The organism is Lysinibacillus sp. FSL K6-3209, assembly GCF_037976175.1.
Classification (GTDB): Bacteria; Bacillota; Bacilli; order Bacillales_A; family Planococcaceae; genus Lysinibacillus; species Lysinibacillus sphaericus_D.
The window spans coordinates 4,369,328-4,383,485 of the sequence record NZ_CP150264.1; the positions used below are offsets into that span (position 1 = coordinate 4,369,328).

General features: G+C 43.4%; 7 protein-coding genes, 6 tRNA genes and 3 rRNA genes. 1 reads left to right on the forward strand and 15 read right to left on the reverse strand.

What is annotated here, in order from left to right:
- Window positions 1–98 precede the first annotated feature (98 nt).
- The 12 genes from glmM to MHH88_RS21295 form a co-directional block, all read right to left on the reverse strand.
- A complete protein-coding gene (gene glmM / locus MHH88_RS21240) occupies window positions 99–1,451 on the reverse strand; it encodes a phosphoglucosamine mutase (RefSeq protein ID WP_339260553.1) in 1,353 nt (450 codons plus the stop codon).
- Window positions 1,452–1,779: 328 nt separating this feature from the next.
- Entirely contained in the window at window positions 1,780–2,823 is a 1,044-nt protein-coding gene (locus MHH88_RS21245) for a CdaR family protein (RefSeq protein ID WP_069508277.1), read from the reverse strand.
- Complete coding sequence (gene cdaA, locus MHH88_RS21250) at window positions 2,816–3,652, reverse strand: diadenylate cyclase CdaA (RefSeq protein ID WP_103977773.1); 837 nt, start codon at window positions 3,650–3,652, stop codon at window positions 2,816–2,818. The genes MHH88_RS21245 and cdaA overlap by 8 nt, the downstream gene beginning before the upstream one ends.
- A gap of 149 nt (window positions 3,653–3,801) precedes the next feature.
- A complete protein-coding gene (locus MHH88_RS21255) occupies window positions 3,802–4,425 on the reverse strand; it encodes an anti-sigma factor (protein WP_339260557.1) in 624 nt (207 codons plus the stop codon).
- Window positions 4,426–4,438: 13 nt separating this feature from the next.
- The gene (sigW, locus tag MHH88_RS21260) at window positions 4,439–5,002 is read right to left on the reverse strand and encodes an RNA polymerase sigma factor SigW (protein ID WP_004225410.1); all 564 of its coding nucleotides are present in this window, start codon (window positions 5,000–5,002) and stop codon (window positions 4,439–4,441) included.
- Window positions 5,003–5,135: 133 nt separating this feature from the next.
- Entirely contained in the window at window positions 5,136–6,041 is a 906-nt protein-coding gene (gene rocF / locus MHH88_RS21265; protein WP_339260560.1) for an arginase, read from the reverse strand.
- Window positions 6,042–6,220: 179 nt separating this feature from the next.
- Window positions 6,221–6,293, reverse strand: a tRNA-Lys gene (locus tag MHH88_RS21270).
- Between the two features lie 12 nt (window positions 6,294–6,305).
- A tRNA-Gln gene (locus MHH88_RS21275) sits at window positions 6,306–6,380 on the reverse strand.
- A gap of 20 nt (window positions 6,381–6,400) precedes the next feature.
- Window positions 6,401–6,484 (reverse strand) — tRNA-Tyr (locus MHH88_RS21280).
- A gap of 16 nt (window positions 6,485–6,500) precedes the next feature.
- Window positions 6,501–6,576, reverse strand: a tRNA-Val gene (locus MHH88_RS21285).
- A gap of 73 nt (window positions 6,577–6,649) precedes the next feature.
- Window positions 6,650–6,724 (reverse strand) — tRNA-Glu (locus MHH88_RS21290).
- A gap of 116 nt (window positions 6,725–6,840) precedes the next feature.
- Window positions 6,841–6,917, reverse strand: a tRNA-Asn gene (locus MHH88_RS21295).
- Window positions 6,918–7,186: 269 nt separating this feature from the next.
- Here MHH88_RS21295 and MHH88_RS21300 point away from each other — a divergent pair.
- A complete protein-coding gene (locus MHH88_RS21300) occupies window positions 7,187–8,764 on the forward strand; it encodes an AMP-binding protein (RefSeq protein WP_339260562.1) in 1,578 nt (525 codons plus the stop codon).
- A 126-nt stretch (window positions 8,765–8,890) separates the two neighbouring features.
- Here MHH88_RS21300 and rrf read toward each other — a convergent pair.
- The 3 genes from rrf to MHH88_RS21315 all read right to left on the reverse strand — a co-directional run bounded on the left by rrf (window position 8,891) and on the right by MHH88_RS21315 (window position 13,913).
- Window positions 8,891–9,006, reverse strand: a 5S ribosomal RNA gene (rrf, locus tag MHH88_RS21305).
- Between the two features lie 185 nt (window positions 9,007–9,191).
- Window positions 9,192–12,119 (reverse strand): 23S ribosomal RNA (locus tag MHH88_RS21310).
- Between the two features lie 242 nt (window positions 12,120–12,361).
- Window positions 12,362–13,913 (reverse strand): 16S ribosomal RNA (locus MHH88_RS21315).
- The 16S, 23S and 5S rRNA genes sit together here, the layout of an rRNA operon.
- Between the last annotated feature and the right edge of the window lie 245 nt (window positions 13,914–14,158).

Below are 14,158 nucleotides of genomic sequence, written 5' to 3' on the forward strand. Positions count from 1 at the left end.
CACCCCTTGTTTATTGTGATGTTTTATACTTCCCTCCCTCCACTATTTCAAACATAAAAAAACGATCTCCCAATGATGAGAGATCGCGTAATTTATAATTATTCTTTTAAACCCATTTCCGTACGTACTACATTGGCAATACGTTCTACATAAATTTCGCAGTCCGTTTCTGTAGCAGCTTCCACCATTACACGCACAAGCGGCTCAGTGCCAGAAGGACGTACTAAAATACGACCGTTTCCAGCCATATCTGATTCAACTTCTGCTATTACAGCTGCAACCTTAGCATTTTCCGTCACTGCATGCTTGTCTGTTACACGTACATTGACTAATCGTTGCGGGAAGATAGTCATTTCTGCTGCAAGCTCTGATAACTTTTTGCCAGTAGCTTTCATAATACTAACAAGTTGAATACCTGTTAGCAAGCCATCACCTGTTGTATTAAAGTCTAAGAACACAATATGACCAGATTGCTCTCCGCCAAGATTGTATTCATTGGCACGCATTTCTTCTACAACGTAACGATCGCCTACAGCCGTTTGTACGCTGTGCATACCGTTTTCTTCAACAGCCTTGTAGAAGCCCATATTACTCATCACTGTTGAGACAATCGTTTGCTTTTTCAAACGACCAACCGCATTTAAATGTTTACCAATGATAAACATAATTTGGTCACCGTCAACAATTTTACCTTTTTCGTCTACTGCAATAAGGCGATCGCCATCTCCATCGAATGCTAAACCAACATCTGCACCCTTTTCAGTTACAAATGCAGCAAGACCTTCTGGATGTGTTGAACCAACACCGTCATTAATGTTCAGACCTGTTGGGGAAGCACCCATAGTTGAAATGTCTGCTTCTAAGTCGGCAAATAAATGAGTTGCTAATGATGATGTTGCACCATGTGCGCAATCTAGCGCTACATGAATACCATCAAATTCTTCATCTACCGTTTGCTTTAAGTACTGAATATACTTTTGTCCACCTTCGAAGTAGTCACTTACAATGCCTAGGTCTGCACCGATTGGACGTGGTAATGTATCTTCTTGTGCATCAAGAATTGCTTCAATTTCTGCTTCTTGTGCATCAGTTAACTTGAAACCATCGGGACCAAAAAATTTAATGCCATTGTCGGCTACTGGGTTATGTGAAGCTGAAATCATGACGCCTGCATCTGCACTCATAATTCGGGAAAGATAAGCAACACCTGGTGTAGAAATTACACCAAGACGCATTACCTCTACGCCGATTGATAAAAGCCCAGCTACTAGTGCACCTTCAAGCATTTCGCCTGAAATACGTGTGTCACGACCAATTAATACCTTTGGACGCCCTGTTGCATCCTTTGTTAAAACATAGCCACCTACACGGCCAAGTTTAAATGCAAACTCCGGTGTTAATTCACTATTCGCGACGCCACGGACGCCATCTGTTCCAAAATATTTACCCATTCTAATTGTTCTCTCCTTCAATGCAAGACGACCGCATCATGCTTATTTCCTGCGGACAATCGGACGGCTCGTCTGCTTACTTTTGGAAAAGTCTATTTTCATTCATCTACTAGTATTTAGGCCTCTTTAAATCACTTTCAGAGGCTCTAAGGCAAAAAGATGTTGCTACTCAAGTGTCGTACATTCACTATAACTGAAATATACAAGCGCTAACAATGTTAACTTGAGCTCTTATGTTCGTCAGCAATTTCGCTTTGCTGGATCACACAATTTGTAGAGACAGGAAATCTCATATATGAATCAAGTTAAAATTATAGTCAGTTATTGTTTAAGAATCAATATCTTCTGTTACAGGTTCAGGATTTGTCTCTTCAGGATTGGCGATAGTTTCCTTTTCTACCTGATCTACTTGATCTACCTTTTCTGCTTTCTCTGCCTTTGTAACATTCGCTTTAATTTTAACTTTCTGTTGAGATACTTTAGTCGCACCCTCCGGTAATTTCACATCAAATTCATACGTTTTGGATTCCGTAATTTTTGATAAATCCACTTCAACAGGTACTTCGGTTAAAACATCAATTATGGATTTCTTGCCAAATAGCCTTAAGCTAGTAGTATCAAGGGTTAATTGATTAATGGTAACCCCTTCTGCTGGTTTGCCCGTTTCCTTTATCGTAACAGGAAGTTCTTTGCTATATTCAGCAATATCTACCCGTACCTTAACCTGTTCTGGTTCTATTATCACATCTAATTTATTTAAATCGCGATCTAATACTTTAACAGCTGCTTCTTGAGAGAAAGGCTGTTTCAAGCCTTGTTCACCTGTTACAGTCGCTTTCACATAGCTAATGCTCTCAATAGCACTTTTTGCTCCCGTTACAAACACTGTTGCTGGGTTAGCAGACATTCCTTTTAAGTAATATCCTTCATCTATTAAACGATTATTCATTTCCGGATCTACACGGAATTCCTGCGTGACTTTTTCCTCTATATTTACATTCACTTTTGCTGGGTCTAGCGTCACTTGCAACTTATCAGAAATATTTTCGTATTGTAGTTCTACGTTATGCTCACCAATTAATAAATCATTTAAATTTACAAATACAGAGAAATCTTTCACCGCTTTTGTCCGTAAAACGATTTGCATTGGTCCTTTAATCGTGACATTAACAGTTTTCGGTATACCCGTTACAATCAGACTATCATCATCATAATAAACATCAACGGGTACATCTCGAATCACTTCCATTTGTACATTCGTTGTCGATTTATTTGAAGAGGATAACTCAGTCCGAACAGAGAAAAATAGTAAGCAAGCTAGAAAAAGCGCAATGATTCGCAATACCCATGGGCTATCCATCATTTTATCCATTCTTTTTCCCCCTCCAAGTCAACTTAGAGGCTGCATTCGATTCTTGTGCTGATCCGAACCACATTTTGCGTAACAGTGTTTCGAATTCCTCTAGAGAAAGATTGCGATGTAGATTTCCATTTAACGTAATACTTATAGCTCCCGTTTCCTCTGATACGACAATCGTAATCGCATCCGTTACTTCACTAAGCCCAAGAGCTGCACGATGTCGTGTACCAAGTTCCTTTGAAATAAACGGACTTTCAGAAAGCGGTAAATAGCAAGCTGCGGCTGTAACCTTGTCTTTCTGCATAATGACTGCACCATCATGCAATGGTGTATTCGGTATAAAAATGTTAATAAGCAATTCAGAAGAAACTTCTGCATTTAGACCTATTCCCGTTTCAATATATTCATTCAAGCCTGTGTCTTTTTCTATAGAAATTAATGCGCCAATCCGGCGTTTTGCCATATAGCTAACCGACTTCTTCATGGCTTCAATTAGTCTTGTTTGCTCTTCTTCTTCTTGACTTGTCGAACGTTGGAAAAGCTTTCCTCGTCCAATTTGTTCTAGACCTCGTCGTATTTCTGGTTGGAAGATGATAATGATTGCCAAGAAACCAAACTCGATTACTTGCTTTAGCATCCACCCCAAAGTTTCTAACCCTAAAAAGTCTGTTGCGATACGTGCAATAATTATGACGAAAATGCCTTTTAATAGTTGGACAGCTTTCGTCCCTTTAATGAGGGTTAAAATTTTATAAACAACGTACCAAACGAGCAGTACATCTATGAAGTTAATAGCAATATTCACTGGTGTTAAATCCGTGAATTGTTCGATAATTTGCACGTGGCATCCCCCACTTTTCATTGCGAATCCATACACATTTAAGTATAGCATATTCTTTTCAAATGTAACTTTTTTCAAATGAAAAGTCTACCCATATGAGTAGACTTTTCATTCTCTACCGTGCACTACCATGTAGGACGTATAGAGTTCTATTTAGTTTCTTTTTCCTCAAATGTCATTGCAGTCTTAACTGAATTTTTGATGGTATACCATAACCATTCAAATGCTTCGTCAATTTCCTCGATATTGCCTGAAACGACTGCTGAAGATGCCATATACTGACCGTTAATAATCGTTACATTGCCATCTACTTCACCCTCAACAAGTAAGTCGCCATTTTTGACGACGATATCGCCTTTTACGACCTCTCCTTCTGGAACAATAACCGTTTGTCCTTCTACAACGAGATTTGGTTGTTTAGAGACCGAGAAGTTTTGATCATCCATGAAACTACCTAATAAAGTAGCACTCATAAATAAACAGAAAACTGCTGCTGCCACAAAGAACGGATGACGACGAATCCATTTTTGCATACCTACACGACTTTTGGGTTTCGGTAAACGCGCCATCACCGCAGCTTCGAAATCCGGAGGTGCTGTAATATGGGAAGCACTCTTCACAAAGGCGATCGTTTCACTCAATTCTTGCATCAATTGTTTGCAATCACCGCATGATTGCAAATGTTGTTTTAACTCTTGCTCATGCTCACGACTAATGTCACCGTCTAAATAATCATGCATATAGTCAATAATATGCTCTGGACAAATATTCATGACGCTCCCCCTCCTACAGATTGTTTAATTGCTTTCGTAATGCTTCGCGTCCGCGGTGAATTCTCGTTTTCACTGTCCCAAGAGGCATATCCAAAATTTCACTGATTTCCTGTAATGATAATTCTTCGATATATTTCAATACTATAACTGAACGATATTTATCCGGCAATCGTCCAATCTCATATTGAATACGATCTTGTAGCTCCATCTGCTCTAACTGTTCCTCTGGTAGTTGGTCATCTGCTGCAATCTGTGAGTACATATCGAGTCCTTCTGTACCAGCTACCTCCGCATCTAAATAATAATCCGGCTTTTTCTTTCTAATACGGTCTATGCAGAGGTTCGTCGCAATGCGATAAAGCCACGTCGAAAATTTTCTTTTTTGATCAAAAGTATGCAAGTTCATATAAGCTCGAACAAATGCTTCTTGTGCAATATCCTCAGATTCTTGCTTGTTTCCTAACATTCGGTAGCATACTTGGTACAGTTTGTGCTGATAGAGACTCACAATATCGGCAAATGCGTTTTGATCGCCTTTAAGCACTTGTTTTATTCTCTTATTTACTAACGCATCCATTGTGTTTACTTCTCCACCTTTACAACTGTCTTATACTATACGACCCGACTATAAGAAAAGTTTCAATTTATATTCAATTATAACAAAAGTTTTTTAAACGATGTGACGATAAACAATTTTTTCACAATTTACATTAAACTAGTGTCTCACCAAACAAAGAACCTATTAATGCCACTGCTACATCTGCCGTTTTATTTTTCTCGTCTAGTATAGGATTCACCTCAACAAATTCAGCAGATGTTAGCATCCCTGATTCTTGTAGCATTTCCATTGCTAAATGACTTTCACGATACGATATACCACCAGGCACCGGCGTTCCCACTCCTGGTGTATAAAGCGGGTCTAGACCATCTAAATCTAATGATAAATGTAAGCCGTCTACTTTCCGTTCTTGTAAGTAAGCGATTGCATCTTCCATCACACGCGTCATACCAAGTCGATCAATTTCATGCATTGTATAGACTTTAATACCTTGTTGGCGAATTAACTCACGCTCCCCCGGATCTACTGAACGTGCCCCGATAATAATGACATTTTCAGGCTTAACCTTTGGGGCATAATTACGAATTTTCACAAGACGTTCATGACCCAGCCCAATACTAACCGCAAGTGGCATGCCGTGAATATTACCAGATGGTGTTGTTTCAGGTGTATTCAAATCAGCATGTGCATCAAACCAAATAACACCTAGGTTTGGGAAGTGCTCAGCCAGTCCTGCCAGCGTACCGATTGCAATACTATGATCGCCACCAAATACAAGCGGGAATTTTTTTTGCTCTAACACTTCATGTACTTGGTTAGCTAATGTGGTACTGATATCTATAACTTCCTCTAAATTTAATAGCTGTTTATCAATTTCTTTACTATCATGCTTTTGACTAACAAGTATATCTCCCTGATCATGTACTTCGTGTCCGATTGCCTCTAATCGTTCTACAACGCCCGCATATCGAATTGCACTTGGTCCCATGTCAACCCCTCTTCGTGTTTGACCGTAATCGGTTGGTACTCCAATAATTGATACTTGTTGTTTATTCATGTTTTTATACCCCCTTTTGGTGATAAGACTATTGTAAAGCCTACAATACACTTGGCTCAACCCAACAAAAAACCGTATATTTATTCATTTAATATAAATAAAAAAATCTCCTGCTGTTTTCAGCAAGAGATTAGTATCTGTAGTTAATGTTACACTTTTGAATTTAATATATAGAAAAGTGAGCCATGAAGGACTCGAACCTTCGACCCTCTGATTAAAAGTCAGATGCTCTACCAACTGAGCTAATGGCTCATAAAAGAAAAATGGCTGGGGTACTAGGATTCGAACCTAGGCATGACGGAATCAAAATCCGTTGCCTTACCGCTTGGCTATACCCCATTCATTTGAATAAATAAAACTGGTGGAGGGGGACGGATTCGAACCGCCGAACCCTAAGGAGCGGATTTACAGTCCGCCGCGTTTAGCCACTTCGCTACCCCTCCGAAAAAAAACACTATATGGTGGAGGATGACGGGCTCGAACCGCCGACCCTCTGCTTGTAAGGCAGATGCTCTCCCAGCTGAGCTAATCCTCCATAGAAACAGGTGTTATTTCTTCACAGTTTATTTATCTTTTTAAGCCTATGCATTACTACGATGCTGTAAAAATGGTGACCCCTACGGGATTCGAACCCGTGTTACCGCCGTGAAAGGGCGGTGTCTTAACCGCTTGACCAAGGGGCCGTTTATTATGTCTCAAACAAGACAAGATTTATATTAACATCATTTTCATTTTGATGCAAGTATTTTTTAAAAATTTCTTTTCAAAATTATAAATTAGTTAAAAAAGTGCAAAAAAATGGCTCCGAAGGCAGGACTCGAACCTGCGACAACCTGATTAACAGTCAGGTGCTACTACCAACTGAGCTACTTCGGAACAATACTATTTAATTTGGTTTTAACAACCTCTTAAGTACATTTATTATTATAGCAAGCATTCTAAATTATGCAATACTTTTTCAACAAAATTTTTTAATTTATTGCATAATTTTCGAATTCACGTCAATCTAACCCCGATAGTTCTCTATTAAATCTAATATTTCTATTTAATGTACCAAATATTCTTGCTGTATATTATTGTAATTGATAAAATATAAATAGTTTTACGAATTTTCTATTAAATTTGTTTTGGGGAGGAATGTTCATATGGTAACAAAGGATTTAATTGCACCAGAACTTTACAACATCACGGAGGAATTAGAGAAATTCTCCCAAGATAGTGATCGCCAAGCTATAAGATGGTTGGATGCACAACAAAACCGACGCACAATTTCTTATGCCGATCTCATTCAAAAAATGAATCAATACGCGAATGCTTTTACAGAGAGAGGATTACAAAAAGGGGATCGTGTTTTAGTCATTATTCCACGCCTACCAGAAGCTTATTTTGTTTTCCTTGGCTGTTTAAAAGCAGGGATCGTTCCAATCTCTTGTTCAGAGATGTTACGCGCAAGTGATTTAGAATATCGTATGGAACACGCTTCTGCAACCGCTGTTATTGCCTACGAAGCATTTACTAGTGAAGTAGATAAAATTACTTCTTCCGTAGCAGCCTTAGATAATAAATTAATAATTGGCAACGCTACGCACAATTGGGTGTCTTTAGATGCATTAGCTGAAAAGCAACCAACGAGCTTTACAGCCGTTGCGACAAAACGGGATGATATGGCATTTCTTTCTTATACTTCAGGCACAACGGGTAAACCTAAAGGGGTGGTTCACTCTCATGGCTGGGGCTATGCACATATTCGAACAGCTGCTTCCAAATGGCTTTGTGTACGTGAAGGGGACTTAGTATGGGCTACAGCAGCACCTGGCTGGCAAAAATGGATTTGGAGTCCGTTTTTATCGACAATAATGTTGGGAGCAACTGCTTTTGTCTATCATGGTAGTTTTGAACCTCATACTTATCTTCAGCTCCTGCAGGACGAAAAAGTCAATGTGCTTTGTTGCACGCCGACAGAATATCGTATTATGGCAAAGATTGATAATCTTAAAGATTACAACTTAGCTGCATTAAGAAGTGCTGTTTCTGCAGGTGAGCCACTAAATCGTCCAGTTATCGAAACATTTATGAACAATTTCGGTCTGAAAGTACGAGATGGTTATGGACAAACGGAAAATACATTATTAATAGGTACACTTGAAAACACAGAGTTACGACCTGGTTCGATGGGTGTTCCTACACCTGGAAATATTGTACGTATTATAGACCATGAAGGGAATGAAGCACCTGTAGGAGAAGTTGGAGACATCGCTGTTCATAAATCATCACCTGCCTTATTCAAGGAGTATTACCGTGAGCCTGAACGCACGCAAGCTGCCTTTAGAGGTGAGTGGTATATTACAGGTGACCAAGCAAAATGCGATGAGGATGGATACTTCTGGTTTGAAGGACGTGGAGATGACATTATTATCTCATCAGGCTATACAATTGGACCATTCGAAGTGGAAGATGCTTTAAATAAACACGAGGCTGTACAAGAATGTGCAGTTGTTGCAGCACCGGATGAAATTAGAGGCCATATTGTAAAAGCGTTTGTAATCTTACGTGAGGGCTTTAGAGGGCGTGATGAGGACGAATTAATAAAAGAGCTTCAGGAGCACGTTAAAGCACTAACAGCACCTTATAAATACCCTCGTAGTATTGTCTTTTTAGATGAGCTTCCAAAGACAACATCGGGCAAAATTCGTCGTATTGAATTACGTGCGACTACTGTTTAAAAAAACAATTTTGGAGACATTTCACGCATTATGGTGAAATGTCTCCAATTCTTTTTCTATAGTCAGTTTTATATTTTAAAGAAATAAAAAAAGCCACTACTGAGTGTATCAGCAGCGACTTTTTGCGCCTAGCGACGTCCTACTCTCACAGGGGGAAGCCCCCAACTACCATCGGCGCTAAAGAGCTTAACTTCCGTGTTCGGTATGGGAACGGGTGTGACCTCTTTGCCATCATCACTAGACTATTTACGGCTTTCAATATACATCGTATTTCTTTGTCAGCTTCATTCGTTCAGTCAGTCACGTACAGACGTACGCTCCTTCCTTCTCTCAATCGCTTCCGCGAACTACTCGTATCTTGAAACCCTTTTATGAAAGGTTGTTCTTTCAAAACTGGATAAACGGTTCATTGAATGTTTCAAACTTTTTGGTTAAGTCCTCGATCGATTAGTATTCGTCAGCTCCATGTGTCACCACACTTCCACCTCGAACCTATCTACCTCATCGTCTTTGAGGGATCTTACTTACTTGCGTAATGGGAAATCTCATCTTGAGGGGGGCTTCATGCTTAGATGCTTTCAGCACTTATCCCGTCCACACATAGCTACCCAGCGATGCCTTTGGCAAGACAACTGGTACACCAGCGGTGTGTCCATCCCGGTCCTCTCGTACTAAGGACAGCTCCTCTCAAATTTCCTACGCCCACGACGGATAGGGACCGAACTGTCTCACGACGTTCTGAACCCAGCTCGCGTACCGCTTTAATGGGCGAACAGCCCAACCCTTGGGACCGACTACAGCCCCAGGATGCGATGAGCCGACATCGAGGTGCCAAACCTCCCCGTCGATGTGGACTCTTGGGGGAGATAAGCCTGTTATCCCCGGGGTAGCTTTTATCCGTTGAGCGATGGCCCTTCCATGCGGAACCACCGGATCACTAAGCCCGTCTTTCGACCCTGCTCGACTTGTAGGTCTCGCAGTCAAGCTCCCTTGTGCCTTTACACTCTACGAATGATTTCCAACCATTCTGAGGGAACCTTTGGGCGCCTCCGTTACCTTTTAGGAGGCGACCGCCCCAGTCAAACTGTCCGCCTGACACTGTCTCCTGCCCCGCTAAGGGGCATGGGTTAGAATTTCAATACAACCAGGGTAGTATCCCACCGACGCCTCCTTCGAAGCTGGCGCTCCGAGATCTCTGGCTCCTACCTATCCTGTACAAGTTGTACCAAAATTCAATATCAGGCTACAGTAAAGCTCCACGGGGTCTTTCCGTCCTGTCGCGGGTAACCTGCATCTTCACAGGTACTATAATTTCACCGAGTCTCTCGTTGAGACAGTGCCCAGATCGTTACGCCTTTCGTGCGGGTCGGAACTTACCCGACAAGGAATTTCGCTACCTTAGGACCGTTATAGTTACGGCCGCCGTTTACTGGGGCTTCAATTCGCAGCTTCGCTTGCGCTAACCACTCCTCTTAACCTTCCAGCACCGGGCAGGCGTCAGCCCCTATACGTCACCTTACGGTTTTGCAGAGACCTGTGTTTTTGCTAAACAGTCGCCTGGGCCTATTCACTGCGGCTCTCATGCGCTTGCACGCTCAAGAGCACCCCTTCTCCCGAAGTTACGGGGTCATTTTGCCGAGTTCCTTAACGAGAGTTCTCTCGCACACCTTAGGATTCTCTCCTCGACTACCTGTGTCGGTTTGCGGTACGGGCACCTCTCACCTCGATAGAGGCTTTTCTTGGCAGTGTGAAATCAGGAACTTCGTCCATACGGACTCGCCATCACAGCTCAACGTTACAGTGTGCGGATTTGCCTACACACACGCCTTACTGCTTGGACGCGCACAACCAACGGCGCGCTTACCCTATCCTACTGCGTCCCCCCATTTCTCAAACGGTGAGGAGGTGGTACAGGAATATCAACCTGTTGTCCATCGCCTACGCCTATCGGCCTCGGCTTAGGTCCCGACTAACCCTGAGCGGACGAGCCTTCCTCAGGAAACCTTAGTCATACGGTGGACGGGATTCTCACCCGTCTTTCGCTACTCATACCGGCATTCTCACTTCTAAGCGCTCCACCAGTCCTTCCGGTCTGACTTCAACGCACTTAGAACGCTCTCCTACCACTGACATCGTAGATGTCAATCCACAGCTTCGGTGAATCGTTTAGCCCCGATACATTTTCGGCGCAGCGTCACTCGACCAGTGAGCTATTACGCACTCTTTAAATGATGGCTGCTTCTAAGCCAACATCCTGGTTGTCTGTGCAACGCCACATCCTTTTCCACTTAACGATTACTTTGGGACCTTAGCTGGTGGTCTGGGCTGTTTCCCTTTTGACTACGGATCTTATCACTCGCAGTCTGACTCCCGTGTATAAATATCTGGCATTCGGAGTTTGTCTGAATTCGGTAAACCGGGATGGCCCCCTAGTCCAAACAGTGCTCTACCTCCAGTATTCTCATCACGAGGCTAGCCCTAAAGCTATTTCGGAGAGAACCAGCTATCTCCAAGTTCGATTGGAATTTCTCCGCTACCCACACCTCATCCCCGCACTTTTCAACGTGCGTGGGTTCGGGCCTCCAGTAAGTGTTACCTCACCTTCACCCTGGACATGGGTAGATCACCTGGTTTCGGGTCTACGACCACGTACTAATTCGCCCTATTCAGACTCGCTTTCGCTGCGGCTCCGCCTTCTAAAGCTTAACCTCGCACGTAATCGTAACTCGCCGGTTCATTCTACAAAAGGCACGCTATCACCCATTAACGGGCTCTAACTACTTGTAGGCACACGGTTTCAGGATCTCTTTCACTCCCCTCCCGGGGTGCTTTTCACCTTTCCCTCACGGTACTGGTTCACTATCGGTCACTAGGTAGTATTTAGCCTTGGGAGATGGTCCTCCCGGATTCCGACGGAATTTCACGTGTTCCGCCGTACTCAGGATCCACTCTGGAGGGAATAAACTTTCGACTACAGGGCTTTTACCTGCTCTGGCGGACCTTTCCAAGTCGCTTCATCTAACTCATTCCTTTGTAACTCCGTATAGAGTGTCCTACAACCCCAAGAGGCAAGCCTCTTGGTTTGGGCTCTTCCCGTTTCGCTCGCCGCTACTCAGGGAATCGATTTTTCTTTCTCTTCCTCCAGGTACTTAGATGTTTCAGTTCCCTGGGTCTGCCTTCAAGACGCTATGTATTCACGTCAAGATACTACGCGATTAAACGTAGTGGGTTCCCCCATTCGGAAATCTCCGGATCAAAGCTCACTTACAGCTCCCCGAAGCATATCGGTGTTAGTGCCGTCCTTCTTCGGCTCCTAGTGCCAAGGCATTCGCCGTGCGCCCTTAATAACTTAACCTAGTTATTAAGCCTATAAAAAAACTTAAAAAAATAAATGTGTTTGTTACAATTTCAATGTCGTTTTATCCAGTTTTCAAAGAACAAATTCACTACCTGTTTCTACTTCTTCGCAAATTTGCGACGAAAGCGTAGCGACAGGAGCACAGTTTTGAAGTATTTCATCGTAATGATGAACCTTCAAAACTGAACGCAAAACGTAATCTTACAAACCCAAGGTTTGTATTCCGAAAATATCCTTAGAAAGGAGGTGATCCAGCCGCACCTTCCGATACGGCTACCTTGTTACGACTTCACCCCAATCATCTATCCCACCTTCGGCGGCTGGCTCCAAAAGGTTACCTCACCGACTTCGGGTGTTACAAACTCTCGTGGTGTGACGGGCGGTGTGTACAAGGCCCGGGAACGTATTCACCGCGGCATGCTGATCCGCGATTACTAGCGATTCCGGCTTCATGTAGGCGAGTTGCAGCCTACAATCCGAACTGAGAACGACTTTATCGGATTAGCTCCCTCTCGCGAGTTGGCAACCGTTTGTATCGTCCATTGTAGCACGTGTGTAGCCCAGGTCATAAGGGGCATGATGATTTGACGTCATCCCCACCTTCCTCCGGTTTGTCACCGGCAGTCACCTTAGAGTGCCCAACTAAATGATGGCAACTAAGATCAAGGGTTGCGCTCGTTGCGGGACTTAACCCAACATCTCACGACACGAGCTGACGACAACCATGCACCACCTGTCACCGTTGTCCCCGAAGGGAAAACCATATCTCTACAGTGGTCAACGGGATGTCAAGACCTGGTAAGGTTCTTCGCGTTGCTTCGAATTAAACCACATGCTCCACCGCTTGTGCGGGCCCCCGTCAATTCCTTTGAGTTTCAGTCTTGCGACCGTACTCCCCAGGCGGAGTGCTTAATGCGTTAGCTGCAGCACTAAGGGGCGGAAACCCCCTAACACTTAGCACTCATCGTTTACGGCGTGGACTACCAGGGTATCTAATCCTGTTTGCTCCCCACGCTTTCGCGCCTCAGTGTCAGTTACAGACCAGATAGTCGCCTTCGCCACTGGTGTTCCTCCAAATCTCTACGCATTTCACCGCTACACTTGGAATTCCACTATCCTCTTCTGCACTCAAGTCTCCCAGTTTCCAATGACCCTCCACGGTTGAGCCGTGGGCTTTCACATCAGACTTAAGAAACCACCTGCGCGCGCTTTACGCCCAATAATTCCGGACAACGCTTGCCACCTACGTATTACCGCGGCTGCTGGCACGTAGTTAGCCGTGGCTTTCTAATAAGGTACCGTCAAGGTACAGCCAGTTACTACTGTACTTGTTCTTCCCTTACAACAGAGTTTTACGAACCGAAATCCTTCTTCACTCACGCGGCGTTGCTCCATCAGGCTTTCGCCCATTGTGGAAGATTCCCTACTGCTGCCTCCCGTAGGAGTCTGGGCCGTGTCTCAGTCCCAGTGTGGCCGATCACCCTCTCAGGTCGGCTACGCATCGTCGCCTTGGTGAGCCGTTACCTCACCAACTAGCTAATGCGCCGCGGGCCCATCCTATAGCGACAGCCGAAACCGTCTTTCAGTATTGTCCCATGAGGGACAACAGATTATTCGGTATTAGCCCCGGTTTCCCGGAGTTATCCCAAACTATAGGGTAGGTTGCCCACGTGTTACTCACCCGTCCGCCGCTAACGTCAAAGGAGCAAGCTCCTTCTCTGTTCGCTCGACTTGCATGTATTAGGCACGCCGCCAGCGTTCGTCCTGAGCCAGGATCAAACTCTCCATAAAAGAAATTTGATTAGCTCAAATTGTTTTGCTGGCATCAATTTTGATGTCCAAAATTTTGTTTCGTTCACTAACATAAGATAGCTAATAAAAACTATATTGATTACGTTTTGCTTGTTCAGTTTTCAAGGTTCATTTTGTTTCGTTTGTCGCGTCATCTCTTGGCGACTTATACATAATAACATCGATTAATCATGAAAGTCAACATAAAATCATAAGTTTTTTTAAAGAGGTTATTTTGTCGTTTT

Excerpts from the sequence above, each read along its gene's own strand:
- MHH88_RS21245 (WP_069508277.1), bottom strand. The coding sequence starts at position 2,823 with ATGGATAAAATGATGGATAGCCCATGGGTATTGCGAATCATTGCGCTT.
- rocF (WP_339260560.1), bottom strand. The coding sequence starts at position 6,041 with ATGAATAAACAACAAGTATCAATTATTGGAGTACCAACCGATTACGGT.
- glmM (WP_339260553.1), bottom strand. The coding sequence starts at position 1,451 with ATGGGTAAATATTTTGGAACAGATGGCGTCCGTGGCGTCGCGAATAGT.
- MHH88_RS21255 (WP_339260557.1), bottom strand. The coding sequence starts at position 4,425 with ATGAATATTTGTCCAGAGCATATTATTGACTATATGCATGATTATTTA.
- MHH88_RS21300 (WP_339260562.1), top strand. The coding sequence starts at position 7,187 with ATGGTAACAAAGGATTTAATTGCACCAGAACTTTACAACATCACGGAG.
- sigW (WP_004225410.1), bottom strand. The coding sequence starts at position 5,002 with ATGGATGCGTTAGTAAATAAGAGAATAAAACAAGTGCTTAAAGGCGAT.